Source organism: Elusimicrobiota bacterium (assembly GCA_016180815.1).
Lineage (GTDB): Bacteria > Elusimicrobiota > Elusimicrobia > JACQPE01 > JACQPE01 > JACPAN01.
The window spans coordinates 22,773-39,905 of record JACPAN010000022.1; the positions used below are offsets into that span (position 1 = coordinate 22,773).

Genomic DNA, 17,133 nt, shown 5'->3' on the forward strand with positions numbered 1-17,133 from the left:
TCAATGGGCGCAACCCCAACAGCGCCGAAACCGTTTTTGAGAACAACTTCCTTTATAAGGGCCGTTAAGTTGATTTTATTTATCCCCGAGGATGTTATTGAGAATTTTTTCGCCCAGCTTGAGCATGGCCGAGCGTTTAACTTGAGAATTGTCTTCGTGGCCCAAGATATGAAGGAGGCCGTGTATATATAGGAAGAGGATTTCTTTCTCCAGGGCCCATGGCGTTTGGCGTTTGGCTTGTTCCACATTAATAAGGATTTCAATGAGCGGGGGCTCGTCATAGGAAAAACTGATGACATCAGCGTCTTTGGCCCGGCCCCAAAAAAGCTTCTTGACCCGGCGGGCCTCGCGGTCCCCGCAGAAAACGACCAAGATTTCCTTGTTAATTGCCGTCCGCGAAGCTTTGCCCGGATGAAGCGTAAGGGTGAGGCGCGCGGCTGATTGGAAAGCCGATTGTTCTGGGATTTGAAACTTAAGGCGGCGGCTGCGGAAGGCGCGGATCATGTCTTTGACCAGGGGGTGACGGACGACATCCGTTTCATTAAGCCGGATAAAGGTGATGCCGGGAATTCCGCCTAAAACCTGTTCCGAGGCCTCCAGGCCGGAGAGCCGCTTGTTTTCAAGATCAATTTGAGTGACGTCTCCGGTGATCACGATTTTTGAACCCTGGCCCATGCGCGTTAAAAACATTTTCAGCTGATTCATGGTCGTGTTTTGCGCCTCATCCAGGATGATAAAGGCGTCTTCCAGAGTCCGGCCGCGCATATAAGCCAACGGGACGATTTCAATGGTTTCCGTGACCTGAAGCGCCTTGAATTTTTCCGGGCCAAGCATCACGTAGAACGCATCGTACAGGGGTTTTAAGTAGGGGTAAAGCTTCTCATAAAGGTCGCCGGGCAGGAAACCCAGTTTTTCACCGGCTTCAACCACCGGGCGCGTCAGCACAATGCGGGAAACGCGTTTGCTCCTCAAGCATTTCAACGCATAGGCCACCGCTAAAAAGGTTTTGCCCGTGCCTGCGGGCCCCGAGGAAATCACGATATCGTGATTTCCAATGGCTTCAATGTAAACGCGCTGATTTTTTGTTTTGGGAATAAGGGGTTTGCCGGAGTTGGTGATGATAATGGCTTCCGGGTGTTCGGCGACGGGCGTTTCAAATTCTTCGGCGGCATGATTTTCCCGGTTGTTGACGGGAAGGGCAGCCGTGCCTTCGCGATCATGGAGAAACTCGACGGCTTTTTCGATTTTTTTCTTGGGTCCGCGCAAGACCAGGGAAATATCTCCGGAGGAGCGGTCCCGTTTGACATAGGCATGGACTTTGAAGCGCTGCTCCAGGATTTGCAAATTCGTGTCGTCATGGCCGAACAGAGCCATGGCGTGATTCGGATTTTCAATATGGATTTTTTTAACCGGCAAGTTTTATCCCCAATTCTTTTAATTGTTTCGCGTCCACGGATGAGGGCGCCCCGGAGAACGGGCAGGTGCCCCGCTGCGTTTTGGGGAACGCGATGACCTCGCGGATGGATTCTTCGCCGAGCATCAGCGCCACCAATCGATCAACGCCCAAGGCAATGCCGCCATGGGGCGGCGCCCCATGCTCCAAAGCATCCAGCATCCAGCCGAAGCGCTCCTGAGCCTCCGCCGCTTCATAACCCATCAGCGAGAAAAGTTTTTCCTGAAGGCTGCGGGTGTGATTGCGGATGCTGCCTGAACCCAGCTCAACGCCGTTCATGACCAAATCATACTGCTTCGAGCGAACTTTGTGGGGGGCTTCCTTCAATAGAGGGACGTCTTCGTCCATGGGCGCCGTGAAGGGATTGTGCGTGGCTTGCCAGCGTTTGTTCTCAGGCAGGTATTCCAAAAGCGGGAAACCCTGGACCCAGCAAAAGGCGAATGTTGTGTCGGGCTTGTGATTCAACAATCCGGCCAGTCGTTTTTGAAGTTCTTTCAACACCCGGTCCGCCATATTGGGCTCTTCCGCACAGATGAGCAGAAGATCATTGGGCCGGGTGATGGACAACAAGCGCTCTTTTTCTTGAGCGGAAAGGAATTTTTCAACCGGGGATTCGATGGCGCCTTGAGCGATTTTCATCCAAATCAGGCCTTGGGCTCCCAGCGCTTTGGCCAATTCCACGCTTCGATCCAACTCGCTGCGGGACACCGTTGAAGCGGCTTGGGGAATGGTCAAACCCGCGATCACTTTGCCGTTGTTGAGGGCCGAGCTGAAAACTTTAAATTGAGTGCCCTGAAAAAATTCGTTCAAGCGACGGCGCTCGTAAGCCCTGAAGCGCAGGTCCGGTTTATCCGTCTGGTAGCGGCTCATCACTTCTTCGAAGCCCAGGCGTTCGAAGGGAAGCTTTAGTTTGACGCCGAACGCTTTGTCCAGGCTTTCCGCCACCAGGCCTTCCACCAAATCCATGACATCAGGCGTATCCACGAAACTCATCTCAAGGTCGATTTGCGTAAATTCCGGCTGACGGTCCGCGCGCAAATCCTCGTCCCGGAAACAGCGGGCGATTTGATAATAGCGATCCATGCCCGAGACCATGAGCATTTGCTTGAAAATCTGGGGGGACTGGGGCAAGGCGTAGAAATTTCCCGGCATCATGCGGCAGGGAACCAGAAAATCGCGGGCGCCTTCCGGCGTTGATTTGGTCAAAATCGGGGTTTCGATTTCCCAGAATTTTTCCCGGTTTAAAACCGAGCGCACGGCTTGGCAAAATTCATGCCGGGCTTCCATCGCCCGGGTCATTTTTGGGCGGCGGAGATCAAGGTAGCGGTATTTCAGCCTTGTCTCTTCCCCGGCCTCGATGGTTTTGGAGGAAATAGGAAAAGGCGGGGGCTTTGACGTGTTTAATATTTTAAAGCGATCGACCACCAATTCGACCGAACCCGTGGGCAGATCGGGATTTTCCGTGCCCGAAGGACGGCCTTGCAGCGTTCCTTCGGCCTGGAGCACGAATTCAAGGCCCACTGATTTAGCTTCCTGGCCAAGGCGCTCATCCCGGAACACTAATTGCAGAAGTCCGGAGCGGTCCCGTAAATCGATGAAGAGCACGCCGCCGTGGTCGCGGATGGTATGAGCCCAACCCGCCACAATCAGGCGCTGCCCGATCATTTTTGGCCCAATCTGGCCTAGGGTGTGGGTTCTGAGCATCAGGAATTAAGCCGATTTTTTAAATGCGCGCTTAATTGGGCGCGGATCACGGTTTCTTGTTGCCCGCTGCCCAGCTCTTTAATGACCACGCGTTGATTTTGACACTCTTCGTCCCCGACGATCAAGGCGAGTTCGGCGCCGGAACGTCCGGCTTGGCGCATTTGGCTTTTCATGCTGTCTGTGTACCCGGGGGTGAACACGGCAATGCCTTGCTTGCGTAAATCGTGGATAATGCCGAATGCGTAATCGAGGGTCGCGGAGCTGGGTTTAACCATCACCGCAAAAACTGCTTGACGGCCGCGGGCTGAATCAACGGCTTGGCCCGCTGTTTTGGCTTCGATAACGCGGTCCACGCCCAAAGCGAACCCGGAAGCCGGGGTCGGGGTTCCGCCTAGCAACTCGACCAACCCGTCATAGCGGCCGCCTCCGGCCACGGCGTTTTGCGCTCCCAATTGCGCGGCCGAGATTTCAAAAACCGTGCGCGTGTAATAATCCAAGCCCCGGACAATGGAGCGGTCTTTTTTAAAGGAGACATCGTTTGAGCGCAGCAAGGATTCCACGGTTGATTCATGCGCCGCGCATTGCGCGCAAAGGGCGAAGGCTGGGGCCGCGGCTTGGGCTTTGGGGCCGCAGGTTTTACAGTCCAGGCATCTTAAAGGATTTTTGTCCAAGCGTTTTTGACAATCCTCGCAGAGTTCCCCGGCTATTTTGTCCAAGGCTTCTTTGAGCGCCCGGCGATAAGGCCCCCGGCAATTCGGGCAACCGATGGAATTGATGGCCAGGGCGGGGTTCTTTAACCCATATTCATTAAGGATGGCCAGGGCCAAGGTAATCAGCTCGGCATCCGCGGCCGGGGAAGGATCGGCGAAGATTTCAAATCCGATTTGCTCGAATTCCCGGTAACGGCCGGCTTGAGGGCGCTCGGCGCGGAACATATTGGCGATGTAAAAAAGCCGGCGGCTGTTTTCTTTCTGGCTTAGATTATTTTCCAGGTAGGCCCGCACCGCGCAGGCCGTACCTTCGGGCCGCAGGGCCAATTGCCGTCCACCCCGGTCCGTGAACACGTACATTTCTTTTTCTACGATATCCGTGTTTTCTCCGACGCCCCGGGAAAAAAGACCGGCTTCCTCGAACGTCGGCGTGCGGATTTCCTCAAAGCCCCAGAGCCGGGCCATTGTTCTGGCCGTGGATTCGAGCTTAACGAACTCGTCCACCGACGGAGGCAGAATATCCCTGGTGCCGCGAACGGCCTGAAACTTAGTCACTAGGCGATTATATGGTTTCCTCTTGCGCAGAGCTACGAGGACGCTGGCCCACCTGAGGCGCTGCCGGTTAATTTTCGGATTGGGACAACTCTTTAAGTTTGTTGTCCGAGAGGATTCTGATGCGGTGGTCCTCGTAATCGATGACGCGCAGGCGTCTAAGCGAAGAAAGCACTTTAGTGACCATTTCCCTGGCTGTGCCCGCCAAGTCAGCCAACTCGGCGTGCGTTACGGACATGGGGATGGAGCCTCCTGATTTGCCGCCTTTGCCGTATTTTTTGGCCATTTCCAGGATTTGGCGGCAGACCCGGCCGTACAGCGAACGAAAGGTCAATGCCTCGATTTCCTCGTTGGCCCGGCGCAGGCGTTCGATCAGCGTTTTAGTGACGTTTAAGGTGAATTGAGGTTCTTCAAGAAGCAGGCGCTGAAATTCTTTGCGTGAGATGGTCAGCAGTTCGGTCTCTTCCATGGCTTGGGCGGATAAGGACCGGCCTTTTTTATCCAACAGACTCATTTCCCCAAAAAAATCGCCTGGTTCCAAGTAAGCGAATGTTTTTTTCTTGTTGCTTTGATCGAGCCCTGAATAAATTTTAATCCGGCCTTTCATCACCACGAACAGATGATTGCCGGCCATGCGTTTCTCGAAAATCAGGATGCCTTTGGGCACTTGATGCACGCGCGCAATGGAAGCCAGGCGCTTTAAATCAGCGCCGCCCATGCCCTCAAAAATGGAAATTTTTTTCAACAATGAAACGGCTTCGGAGTGGGCCATAGACATTGTAAATGTACACAAGCTTATGCTCTTTCGCAAGAGGCAATCGCTGAATCGGGATTTTGCGATGTGAGTAAAATCACCGGGCCGTCTTAGGGCGGGCGCGTATACTTATTTGGGTTCATGCCTGTTAATTTTGGTATAAACATTTCTTCCGCCGAAGCCGGCCCCTTATCCGGGGGCTTGGCGAGGCGTGGAATTGGTCGTACATTGAACAAAACCAAGCGATCATTTAACGGGGGGATAAGCAAGTTATTGACCGCCGGCCTGCGGGCTTTGGCGGCGGGTTTCTTTTTAGGTTCGGCCCCGGCCTACGCCCAATCCCAGGCAGAGCGGGCCCAGGTTTCCTTGGATGAGTTGAACCGGCTCAAATCAAATCTTTCGGAAAAAGAACGGTCTCGTTTCCGTTTCGACGGGCAAACCCAGGAAATCCGCAGCGCTTACAATTTTAAGGCCGAGGCTCAAGCCGGCCGCGATCCTCGCGACGTGGCCGTTGACTTTATTCAAGAGAACCGCAAGCTGTTTTTTAATCCTCCCGAGGAAGCCCGCGGTTATGCCCCGGCCGCCTTCGGGCCCGCGGCGGACAACTATATTCAGCAACGCTTGGCCCTTGAGCTCGATCGCGATCATCCGAGCGCCGGTGAAAGAAATATTCTGTTTCGTGAGCGCTATGACGGCATCCCGGTTGAGTTTTCTCGTGTTTCCGCGCATTTGACCCCGGACAACCGCGTTTTTGCCGCTTTTTCCAGCCTTGATTCCGGCGTGGCCGGCGTCAACCCCAAGCCTAAAATTTCGGAAGCCGAAGCCTTAGCCGTGGTTATTCGCGAATGGGCCAAGGGTTTCCCGATCGATGCCAAGGGGCAATTGGTTTATCTTCCTAAGCGTTTCGAGGAAGCCGGGCACCCAACGAAAAAAGGCAAAACAAGACTGGCCTGGAAATTCCGCTTCCGTTTCGTTAAACCCACCCGCGATCCAAGGAAGAATCATGGTTTGTGGAGCGTGTATGTGGACGCGCATACCGGAGAATTGGTCGGAGATATCAATGAGCTCAAATCTTTTCCGGCCAGATTGAGGCATTTTCAAAGGGATCCGAATGAAGGCGCGACAGGCATTCTTTCGACCGTTCGCGGTCTTGAGGTTGTTCAGGGGGATAATACCGGCAATTTAACGCTGATTCCCACTAATGCCTTTGGACGTTATGATTATGCCGGGTCCGGATATTTGGCCGCCAGCACGTTATTCGCGGTTTTAAGAACCACTTATGCCGCGGTGATCGATGAAAAAGGAACGAATCCTATCTATGCCGAAGGGGGAGCGGCGTGGAGTTTCGTCAATGTTTCTTCGGCAAGCGCATCGCCTTATCCGGTCAGCAGCCGGCTTCTTCAGCAATATATATGCCCGGATCGAACCGTTTTTTCAAATGTCCGTTTCAGCGCCTTTGACGTCGGTTTTCAACCGACGGAGGATTCTGGCGGGCAGGAAGATTTGGATTTTGTCGAGGTTTTGCAGTCGACCGGGCATCGGCGTTTGGCGGTTTACACCGGCCAGAATAAGGGTTCGTTCACAACATTTTCCACAACCGGGACTCAGCTTGATCTTCGCCTCGTGTCCAACGCCACCGACGGCAGCGGCAATGAAGGGGGCTATCAGGTTAATCGAATCAATTGTTTGGTTCAAAACGCCAATGTCAATTTGGCTGCTTTGCCGGATTTGCGGTTTTTTGATTCGGACGGCGTGTTGATTTCAAGCAATATCGCGACGCCGGCGACAGCGGCGCATAACGAAGACGAGGCCTATGCCGTTGCCATCGATCATTTGGGACGCATTGTCGTGGCCGGCGCCAGCGACAACGACACCAGCAATGATTTGATTGTGATGAGGTTTTATGCGGACGGCACATTGGACACGAGTTTTTCCAACGGCGACGCGGACGGGGTCAACGGCGTGTTTGTTTTTAATGGCTCCGGCAATGGCGCCGATGAAGCCAGAGGGATGGCCATCGATTCTTCAGGCCGTATTCTGGTAGCGGGTTTTTTGACGGCAGCGAATCAGGACGCGGCTGTTTGGAGGCTCAGCGCAGACGGCATTCTAGATACCACTTTCTCCAACGGCGACGCGGACGGCGTCGACGGCGTTTATATTTATAACGGGGCGGGGAACGGCACCGATCAAGCCAATGCCATTACCATTGATTCTTCCGGGCGTATTTTGGTGGCGGGCTTTCTCCAAAGCGCAACCAATCGGGACATGGCCGTGTGGAGGCTTTCCTCCAACGGGCTGCTTGACACGGCATTTGCAACTGCAGGAGAAGATGGGGTGTTCAGCTATAACGGGGCGGGGGATGATTCTGATGAGGGTAATGCCATCGTTGTCCTTTCCTCCGGGCCGATTATTGTCGCTGGTTACACGGAACGATTGTCTGCAACCAATGAAGATATGGCGGTGTGGAGACTGAATTCCAGCGGTATTTTGGACACTAGTTTTTCTAACGGCGACGCGGATGGGATTAATGGGGTTTTTGCCTATGATGCGGGTCCCGATGATGAGCGCGGTCAGGGCGTGGTTGTGGATTCTTTGGGCCGCATTATCGTAGCCGGGTATAGCGAACGTTTGACCGATGGCAACGAAGACATTGCCGTATGGAGGTTATCGGCAAGCGGTTTGATTGACACTTCATTTGGGAGCAGCGGGCTGTTCGCCGTTGACGGCGGGCAAGACGATGATCGCGGGCACGCCGTCACGCTTGACTCATCGGGGCGCATTTTAGTCGCGGGGTTCGCTGACAGAGCCTCAGTGAGCAACGAAGATTTGGTTGTTTTGAGAATTTTAGATACCGGTTCTATCGACACTTCTTTCGGGAGCAGCGGGTTATTCGGCTATGAGGGCGGAATTGGTCAGGATAGAGGGCAGTCTCTGGTCATGGATCCTTTTGGGCGTCCTCTTGTTGCCGGATTCAGCGAGGCGGGCGTCATTGGGAATAATGATTTGACGCTGATCAGGCTCGATGCCAACGGCGCGCTGAATGTCGTGACTTCCAATGCCCTGAAGCATATTGAAGAAATGCACGGGTATTTTACCGCCGGAAGCGAGCGGTACAATGCCGTTCTTTCCACTCGCCCCGCGGTTATTCATGTTAATTTCGGCGATGAGCTGGTCAACGCTTTTTTTGATCCTGAAACGGATATCCTGGCGTTCGGCGAGGGCGGGGACTTGAATTTCAACCGCAATATCGCCTTGGCTACGGATGTTATTTACCATGAATACACGCATTTGGTCGTCGATCATATTTACAATATCGCGAATTTCGGCCAGGACGGCGCCATTTCCGAAGCTTACTCGGACTTTTTCGCGCTCGACGCCTTCAATGTCAATTATCCTGCGCTGGGCAAAACAACGTTCGGCGATTTCGCGTTTCCCGATCGAGCGGAGCTTGAACTTTTTTTGGTGCGCGAGTTAAATCAAAGCTCCAAGAAAAAATATCCGAATGACTGGGTTGGCGAAATTCATGACGACAGCTTGATTCTTTCGGGCGCTTTGTGGGACTTGCGCACGGCTTTGGGTCCGAGCTTGACCAAGAATTTGGTTCGGGATGCGATGTTTTATTTTCCGGACAGCTTCCAGTCTTTTTATGAGGCTTTGATTACCACCAGCGCCGGCCGCTTCGACAGCACGATCACCTCCATCTTCAATAATCACGGCATCGGCTCCTGGGCCATTTCCGGGGCCGACACATTCGAGCCCAATGACGGTTTTCAAACCGCCACGGCATTGGCCTCCGGCGTCAATAAAAAGGCCACGATTTTTCCGGCCGGCGATTTGGACTATTACCGGCTGGTCGCGGGCGCAGGGCCCGTCACAATCACCCTTAAGAGACCTCTTGATCCTCAATCTTTTCTTTATTTTGCTTACGGCTTTTTCGTTTACGATATTAATCGTCTGACCGTCGGGCAAGCGATGCCGGAGGCGGTGTTCGAGCTGCCTGCTTCTGGCGGCAAATTTAATTCCGCGGTGGGCGAGCAAAACGCGAGCGTGACCTTAAACTTGGCTGCCCCCCAGCTTCTTTATGTGGCGGTTTCCGCGCCCATTCTTGAGAATTCAAACGACACCACGAATTCGTCTTCCCTGCAATACGAATTATTCCCCAGCTTTAACGCGCCCGTCGGGTCCATCTCCGGGAATCAGGTTTCCGCCTCCATGGCGGATCAAAGAAATATCAGGTATACGGCTTTAGGCTTGACCGGTTATGAGGTCGAGCAGGCGACCGAAGCCGTCGTCGATCATGTGGATATTCTGGATCATAATATGACCAAGCTCAGCGAAGCCTCGGCCTCTTTCCTGACCGTGACCACGACCACGGTATTGCCCGGGCGTCTCGAGGGAGTCGTGACCCTGCCCGCTAATTTCTTCGACCGGTATCCTTCCGTGGGCACGATTCATATGGAGATGTTCGTCCGCAATGCCTTGGGCCGCGTTTATTCCGTGGGCGTCTCCAATCCCATCAAGGTTTTCTCGGATACGGCCAAGCTGACCGCTTACAACAATATTTTCAATCCTGTCCGGGGTCAGCGCGCCACGCTCAAATATTCCAGCACCGGCTCCGGGCGTTATCGTTTGGCCATTTACACCATAAACGGAGATTTAGTGCGCATGCTGGTGGATCGCGAGGAGGAAGCGGGATTATCCTCGGTTGACTGGGATGGGCGCAACGGGGCGGGCGAGATGGTGGCCAGCGGCATCTATTTCGTGCATTTGGAAGGTCCGAGCATTAAACAGACGCAAAAAATCGTGGTGGTCAAATAATGAGAGCGCTCGCTGTTGTGACCGCCTTCGGCATCGCCGCCCTTGTTCCTCTTGAGGCCAAGGAAACAGCCGGAACATTTGCCGGGACTTTTCTTTTGGTTCCGACCGGCGTGCGTTCCATGGGCATGGGGGATACGGGCGTGGCCTTGGCTTACGGCTCAAACGGCTCCATTTACAATCCGGCCACCGTGGCCCGCTCCAATTACTCGGACGTGGCTTTTTCACAGCAGAATCTATTGACCGATTCCACGCTCGCTTTTTTGGGCTATGCCCAGCCTTTGGATTTTCGCGGGTTCAGCGAATTAGGCGGCGTTTCGATTTTTACCACGTTGCGCCATGTGGATCACGGAAAAATAGAAGCCAATTATTTAAAGCCCGACGGCAGCCTTGACCGCACCGAAACCCTGACCGCAGGGCGCGATATTGCCTGGAGTTTCGGCTACGCGGAGTATTTTTTAAAGGGCGGCTTCGGCGACGGCGCTTTTTCGGAAGGCATCCACAGCTTGGGCATGACGCTCACCGCCATCAATTCCGAGCTGGCCGGCCAATATGAGGCCAATGCCGTGGGCGTCAGCCTCGGTTATTTGGGCAATTTTGAAAAATTAAGCCTGGGCCTGTCATTGGCAAATTTCGGCACCGGATTGAAATACATTCAAGACAGCGACCCGTTGCCGCTGGTGGCTCGAGCCGGAGCCGCGTATCCTTTTCAGATTACCGAGTACATCCGCTTGCTTTTTGCTTATGATTTGGTTCATGAAGAACGTTCCTTCCATCAGCGCGGCGGAGCGGAGTTGAATATCGGCAAATTATTCGCGCTTCGGGGCGGCTGGCGTCTTGAGCGGGAGTCATTCCGGGGCGGGCCCACCTTCGGTTTCGGCTTGGATACGGGCCGGTTCTTCGCGGATTACGCGTTCGGCTGGTACGGGGATCTCGAGGAGACGCATCGCATGCTGGTCGGATTCCGTTTCTCGCACCATCCTTTCCATTATCACTAGCCGGAGCGTTCGTGCCTAAAAAAATTCTTTTTGTGTTCGGGACTCGCCCCGAAGCCATTAAGCTGGCTCCCGTGATCCGCGCGTTCGAAAAAGAAGCGGCGTTCCGCGCCGTGGTCTGCGTCACCGGACAGCACCGGCAAATGCTCGATCAAGTGATTTTTGCCTTCCGCCTGCGCGTTGATCATGATTTATCCATTATGACCGGGAATCAAACCTTGGCGGATATCACCACCGGCGCCTTAAACGGATTGGCCGATCTCTATCGCAAAATCCGCCCTGATTTGGTCATGGTTCAGGGTGATACGACCACGGTGATGGCCGGCGCGTTGGCGGCTTTTTATTTGAAAATTCCCGTGGGCCACGTGGAAGCCGGGCTGCGGTCCTTTGATTTGGCTAATCCTTTTCCCGAAGAAATGAACCGCATTATGGCGGATCGCGTCGCCGCCCTTCATTTCGCGCCCACACGCTTGGCCAAGCGCAATTTGATCAAGGAAGGGATCGGCCGCAAGACAATCACCGTCACTGGAAACACGGTGGTCGATGCCTTGGCCGGCATCCGTAATCAAACCCGCGACTTCTCTGATGCATCGCTGCGCCGGTTGTTCGGCGGTCGGGGCATGATGGGCCGCGCATCGCGCCTGATTTTATTGACCGCTCATCGCCGGGAGAATTTCGGCCGTCCTCTGGAGGAAATCTGTAAGGCGATTGCGGCTTTGGCGCGCCGGTATCAGGACGCCGTGGTCGTGTATCCGGTTCATCTCAATCCCAATGTTCAGCGGACGGCCCGCCGGATGCTTAAAGGCGTTTCGCGAGTCACGCTGACCGCGCCTCTCGATTACATGGATTTGATCGAGCTTTTGCGCCGGTCGTACCTTGTGCTGACGGATTCCGGCGGCATTCAGGAAGAGGCCCCGGCCTTCGGCAAGCCGGTGTTGATTTTGCGGCGCGTGACCGAGCGCCCTGAGGCCGTTGCCGCCGGATGCGCCCGGGTCATCGGCGAGGTCACCTCTCAAAATATCCTCAAGGCGGTCCGTCCGCTTTTTGAACAACCGTCGGCCTATCGCGCGATGGCGCGCGTCCGCAATCCTTTCGGCGACGGCCGGGCGTCTTGGCGCATTGTCCAGGCGACGCGCCGTTTTTTCGGCCTTTCGGCCGACGTCGCGGAGTTTGTCCCGGGCCGCTCATAAAACAGCATTCATTTGGGATAATCCACACGTGCGCCGGGGTTTTTTTCTTGTTTTCGAAGGCATCGATAAATGCGGGAAATCAACGCAGGCCCGCTTGCTGGCCGGCGCTTTTAAACGCCTTGGCATCCCTCTGATTTTAACGCGAGAGCCCGGAGGGACCGTTCTCGGCGAGCAAATCAGGCGCATCCTTCTTTATTTTAAAGGGAACGTTTCCCCCATGGCCGAGCTTTTGCTTTATGAGGCCAGCCGGGCCGAACATGTTGCCTCCAAAGTGGCGCCGGCTTTGCGCCAAGGCAAATTGGTGATTTGCGACCGGTTTACGCTGGCGACTTTGGCTTATCAGGCGGCCGGGCGAGGCTTGAACCTGTCCTTGGTCGACCGTTTAAATCATTGGGCTGCTTTCGGCATTAAGCCGGATTTGACCGTTGTGCTCGACCTGCCCGTTTCCGTGTCCTTGAAACGCATGGGCCGCAAGCGCGATCGCATGGAACAGAAAGCCGCTTTTATGAAGAAAGTCCGGCGCGCGTATATTGAATTAAGCCGCCGGCGGTCCGATATTTTTTTGGTGCCCGCCGACGAGCCGGTCGACCGGCTTCGTGAAACCATCGAGCATTTGATCAAGCGCCATCCGAAATTCCGGCGATTCGCAAAGAGCCGGAGGCTGTTTCAGTGAGTTTCTCAGGCATCATCGGTCAAGAACGGGCCGCTGGAATTTTGGGGAAGCTGTGGGCGAGCGGCGCGCGCCCACAATTTCTATTATTTTTAGGGTTGTCTGGAGTGGGCCGCAAGCGCGGGGCTTCGGCCTGGGCCCAGGCCCTGTTATGCCGGGAGCCGGACCCCTTAGACGGCGCCTGCGGCCGCTGCCCTAGCTGCGCGCAAGCGGCCAAAGGCGTGCACCCGGACTGTGTTACTGTTGATTTGGCGTATCAGGAGCAGCGTTCCGGCAAGGGGACGTCAGCGCAGCATTTGGGCGTGGACACGCTGCGCGAAACCGTTTCCATGCTCAGGCGCCGGCCGTTTTCCGGCGCCCATTCCGTTTGCATCATTGACGGCGCCGAGGATTTGACCCCGGCGGCTCAGGTGGCGCTGTTGAAAATTCTCGAAGAAAGCCCGGCGCACTGCCATTGGCTCTGGGTGGCTGTCTCCGAAGACCGCCTGTTGCCCACCATCGTTTCCAGGGCCGGCATGAAAATTTATTTTCAGCCGCTGGCTGAAGACGCGCTGACCGTTATTTTGACGCGCCAATTCGGCCTCAGCGAAGAGCGGGCCCGGCGCACGGCACGGGCCAGCCACGGTTCTTTAGAGCAGGCGGCCCGGATGATCGAACAAGGCGGATTGCCCGATCATCAAGACGACAGGGCTCCCGGTTACTCGCCGCATGAGGCCTATAATTTATCCCAGCGCACGGCCCGTTTCAAAAATGCGGCTTCGGCGAGGAAAGAAGTGGCCGGGTTTATGGATGAGTTGGAAGCCGGGGTGTTGAATTTGTGGCGGCGCCGCCCGACGCGCGGTCATTTTCAAAAACTCGAGGCATTATTGCAAGCCCGCAGGCAGCTTGACGCCAATGTGACGCCGGCTTTGGTTCTGGAACGTTTGCTGTTGGCGTTCGATGAAAAAAATTGACGACGGCCGGACTTGTGAGCAAACTCTCCTTGCGTTGGAGGCCTCTTTGGAGTAAGCTATTTTTGTTCGCGTTTTAAGTTGAGAGGGAGGAGAGCGTCATGAAAACGATTCCCGGATTTTTAGTTTTATCGGCGTTGATGGCCGCGGTCCCGGCCAGCGGCTGGTCCGCCAAAAAAGCGACGCTCGAAGTGATCGAAGGCAAAGTGCAGGTGATGCAAACCGGCAAAAACGATTGGCAGCCGGTCGAGCCTCGCGGAACGACTGATCTTACGCAAGGCGACCGAGTGAGGACATCCAACAAAGCCCGGGCCGTGATCACGCTCGATGATGCCTCGAAAATCGAACTCCAGCCCTCATCGGTTTTTTTGGTTGATTTTCTTGAGGAGAAAAATTTCCGCTTCAAGCTTGATTTCGGACGATTAAAGGCTTTTGTTTCAAAAATCAGGGTCCGGCAGTTTTCCGTTATCACCCCAACCGCGGTTTGCGCGGTCCGGGGCACGGAATTCGAGGTGAATGTCGATCCCTCCAATCAGCACACCCAGGTTTCGGTGCTGGAGGGCTTGGTCGCGGTCGCGGACAATAAGGGCAGCGAAATGCTGCTGAAAGCCGGGGAAAGCGTTTCCGTGACCGTCGATGGTTTGGGCAATCAGCAGGGCGCGGCCGGCGATCAGACCAAAGATAAGAAGGATGATAAAAAAGATGAGAAGGCCAAACAGGAAATCACCCGCGAGGTGCGCTTAGACATGACCAGAGAAGCCATCGAAGCCGCGGCCGCGCTTGAGATGAAAAACGCCGTGGCCCAAGACGGCAAAACATTAATCGACGCCTTCGGGCTGCGCGTACGCGCGGAATCTTACATCGTGCGCCCCACTGCGGACAGCATTTCCTGGGTGACGCTCAATACGCGCGATCAGAGCTTTAATTTTTCCCGCTGGGATATTTACGCCAACAAGGCTTTGCCTGATCAGTTGGGTTCCGGTTTTTTGGGCAGTTTGTATTCCAAGCCCGGAACAGGAGCGCCGGAATACTGGGCCACAAAAAGCATGTGGTTTATGTCCAACACCAAGGATTATTGGATCGACGCCAAATTCGGCGGCAACCCAGTCAAATTATGCACGGTTGCGGGTTGCGGCAGCGGGAGCGTCTGGTGGGAGACGATCTTCGATCATACTTACGTCGCCGTATCGGACGCCGGGCAAACGCATTTGTTGACGCATCTTGTTCCCGGGACCGGCGTCAAGGGCTCGGACATCAGCGTAGCCAATGGTTTTGCCGCCGGCAATGTGTACCAATGCGTCCCGTCGTTTACCGGATCATGCTTGACCGATCCCGTGGCCTCCGGCGATTTGACCACCCCATTTTTCTACAAGTATTTTGAAAGCGCGGATGCCGGGACGACGGTCGGCGATCAGGGCGGACCCGGGGCGGGCACACACTTGAACGCGGCCAACACGTTGGATGCTTTGAATACCGCTTATTCCGGCCAAGAGGGATACTTTAGAACGGCTAAGTTCTATATGGACGGTAAGGATATGTCTGATCCATCGTTTGCGACTAATTTCAACGATGCTTTAAAGCTTCGTTTTACCACGGAGGTTACCTATTGCTTGCAAGGCTCTGGCTCCAGTGTTTGCAGCGCTACGCTGGCTAAGACATCGGACAATAAGGATATCAAGCTGACCTATGACGATTATGTGATTCATGACGAGGGGAATGCGTTTACCGTGGCCGATCTAAAGGCTATTTTTTCCGCTGATTCCAATAATATCGGCAACGCCAATTCTCCTTGGAAAAAATTCGCGGAGCGGGCCAATTATGAGTTTGTGACTCAGTCGTCGAGTTACGGATCGAAAATCGACCTGGTCATTCCCATGCGGATTCTCAATCAGTTGAATTCCTCAAACGACAACAGGCCGTCATCGTAATCGAATCGTCAGTTCAGCCAGAAGGGCGGTTCGCCGCGCAGGGCCATCAAGGCGTCCACAAAGGTGTGGCAGATCAGCAAATGCGCGTTTTCCACATGCGCGTAGGAATGGGACGGAACGTAAAAATTGACCTCGCCCAAACGTCTTAACGGGTTGTTCTCGTCGAAGCCGGAGCAGGTGACGATATGGCAGCCGTTGCGCCGGGCAGCTTCAACGCCTTTAATGATATTGGAGCTTTTGCCTGAGCTTGAGATCGCAAAAAGAATATCCCCGGTGTTTGTCATGCGTTCGATTTGCCGGCTGAAAATTTCGGTGTAGTTGTAATCATTGGCCAGGCAGGTGAGAATCGACGCGTCGTTAAAGGATGCGGCGCGCACCCCGCCGTTTTTGAAAAAATCCGTGGCTTGATGGCTGGCAATGGCGGCCGAGCCCCCATTGCCGATAAAACATAGTTTTTTGCCGAGTTTATTCTGTTTGATGATGAGATCGAGCGCGCGCTTGAAACCCGATTCGCCGAGAGAACGGCCTTGGGCGTCCTCGATTTTGACGCGGGCCAGCAGGTTGGCGTAATTTCGGAAAGCGCCGAGCAGCGTTACTTTCTTTGCTGCGATAGCCATGGTGAAATTTTACGAATTAGGGAGGAGTGACGCGGACCCAAAGCATCAGCCGGCCGTTGACCGTAATAAAGGCCAGATCAAAGCGATACCGCTCAAAGGTTACGCTTTTTTTCTGATCGGGATCAGCCCCGCCGTTTTCGGGAATGTCGGCCGCGTCCACATGAAAGCGGCGGAAGGCCTGATAGTTTTCCGGGCGGACATTATTCATGAGATAAACCCATCGTCCGCGCTGTCCGATTTTTGAAAAGTACGCGATTTTAAAGGGATGAGAACCGAGAGCGCGGGCTGTATCGTAAAGCCCGCCCAACAGGTCCTCGATCGGGATCGTGTGGCTCTGAAGGCCCCGCGTTTCGGGAGTTAAATAAAGATCCCCCATAAATTTATTTTGGACGATATTCCTGGGCACGTATTTAACTTCATAGCGGGAACCGCCCAGTTCATAAACCGGGCCGCTCATGCTGCGCGCGGGGCGATAAATGCTCACGGTATCGATGGCGTTGGGCCGTCCGCCCTGCGGGGTCAACAGCATATAGAACTTTCCGTACCCGTCCATGAAAATGTTTTCAAGGGCGCCGGCCTCTTCCCCGGGTTTTTCCTCCTGCCCGCTGAAATAATACGTCGTTTGGTTGCTTCCCAGCGCGCGCATGGTGGATGTTCGATAATGGGTGTTTAAAATATTCGCGGCATCAAATTGGTGCGTGCTGGCCTGTGCTAAGGCGGTCATGGAGGCTAGCAAGACCAGGGCTGATTGAAGCAAGAATTTATTCATCAGGACAATCAAATTATCACTTTGAC

At 54.5% G+C, this 17,133-nt stretch carries 12 protein-coding genes; 6 read left to right on the top strand and 6 right to left on the bottom strand.

Features of this window, described 5'->3' with window-relative positions; translation table 11 throughout:
* Positions 1 to 75: 75 nt before the first annotated feature.
* The 4 genes from ybeY to HYT79_11015 form a co-directional block, all read right to left on the bottom strand.
* Complete coding sequence (ybeY, locus tag HYT79_11000; protein MBI2071114.1) at positions 76 to 1,416, bottom strand: rRNA maturation RNase YbeY; 1,341 nt, start codon at positions 1,414 to 1,416, stop codon at positions 76 to 78.
* Positions 1,406 to 3,157: an aspartate--tRNA ligase gene (gene aspS / locus HYT79_11005; protein MBI2071115.1), complete on the bottom strand. Its 1,752-nt coding sequence runs from the start codon at positions 3,155 to 3,157 to the stop codon at positions 1,406 to 1,408. Before aspS ends, ybeY begins: the two co-directional genes overlap by 11 nt.
* Positions 3,157 to 4,422, bottom strand: a complete 1,266-nt coding sequence (locus tag HYT79_11010; protein MBI2071116.1) for a histidine--tRNA ligase — start codon at positions 4,420 to 4,422, stop codon at positions 3,157 to 3,159. Before HYT79_11010 ends, aspS begins: the two co-directional genes overlap by 1 nt.
* 67 nt (positions 4,423 to 4,489) lie before the next feature.
* Positions 4,490 to 5,197 (bottom strand): Crp/Fnr family transcriptional regulator, encoded by a 708-nt coding sequence (locus HYT79_11015; protein MBI2071117.1) that lies wholly within the window; start codon positions 5,195 to 5,197, stop codon positions 4,490 to 4,492.
* Positions 5,198 to 5,446: 249 nt separating this feature from the next.
* Between HYT79_11015 and HYT79_11020 the strand changes: the two genes are divergently transcribed.
* From HYT79_11020 to HYT79_11045, 6 genes are all read left to right on the top strand, one after another.
* Positions 5,447 to 9,991 carry a hypothetical protein gene (locus HYT79_11020; protein MBI2071118.1) on the top strand — a complete coding sequence of 1,515 codons (4,545 nt, stop codon included), beginning with the start codon at positions 5,447 to 5,449 and terminating at the stop codon, positions 9,989 to 9,991.
* The gene (locus HYT79_11025) at positions 9,991 to 10,986 is read left to right on the top strand and encodes a PorV/PorQ family protein (protein MBI2071119.1); all 996 of its coding nucleotides are present in this window, start codon (positions 9,991 to 9,993) and stop codon (positions 10,984 to 10,986) included. The genes HYT79_11020 and HYT79_11025 overlap by 1 nt, the downstream gene beginning before the upstream one ends.
* 11 nt (positions 10,987 to 10,997) lie before the next feature.
* Entirely contained in the window at positions 10,998 to 12,173 is a 1,176-nt protein-coding gene (gene wecB, locus HYT79_11030) for a UDP-N-acetylglucosamine 2-epimerase (non-hydrolyzing) (GenBank protein MBI2071120.1), read from the top strand.
* Positions 12,174 to 12,201: 28 nt separating this feature from the next.
* A complete protein-coding gene (gene tmk / locus HYT79_11035; protein MBI2071121.1) occupies positions 12,202 to 12,846 on the top strand; it encodes a dTMP kinase in 645 nt (214 codons plus the stop codon).
* The gene (locus HYT79_11040; protein MBI2071122.1) at positions 12,843 to 13,796 is read left to right on the top strand and encodes a hypothetical protein; all 954 of its coding nucleotides are present in this window, start codon (positions 12,843 to 12,845) and stop codon (positions 13,794 to 13,796) included. Before tmk ends, HYT79_11040 begins: the two co-directional genes overlap by 4 nt.
* Positions 13,797 to 13,894: 98 nt before the next feature.
* On the top strand, positions 13,895 to 15,721 hold the full coding sequence (locus HYT79_11045; GenBank protein ID MBI2071123.1) for a FecR domain-containing protein: 1,827 nt from the start codon (positions 13,895 to 13,897) through the stop codon (positions 15,719 to 15,721).
* Positions 15,722 to 15,729: 8 nt separating this feature from the next.
* Here the strand turns inward: HYT79_11045 and HYT79_11050 are convergent, their stop codons facing one another.
* On the bottom strand, positions 15,730 to 16,338 hold the full coding sequence (locus tag HYT79_11050) for an SIS domain-containing protein (protein MBI2071124.1): 609 nt from the start codon (positions 16,336 to 16,338) through the stop codon (positions 15,730 to 15,732).
* Between the two features lie 16 nt (positions 16,339 to 16,354).
* Positions 16,355 to 17,107 (bottom strand): hypothetical protein, encoded by a 753-nt coding sequence (locus HYT79_11055; GenBank protein ID MBI2071125.1) that lies wholly within the window; start codon positions 17,105 to 17,107, stop codon positions 16,355 to 16,357.
* Positions 17,108 to 17,133: the final 26 nt, after the last annotated feature.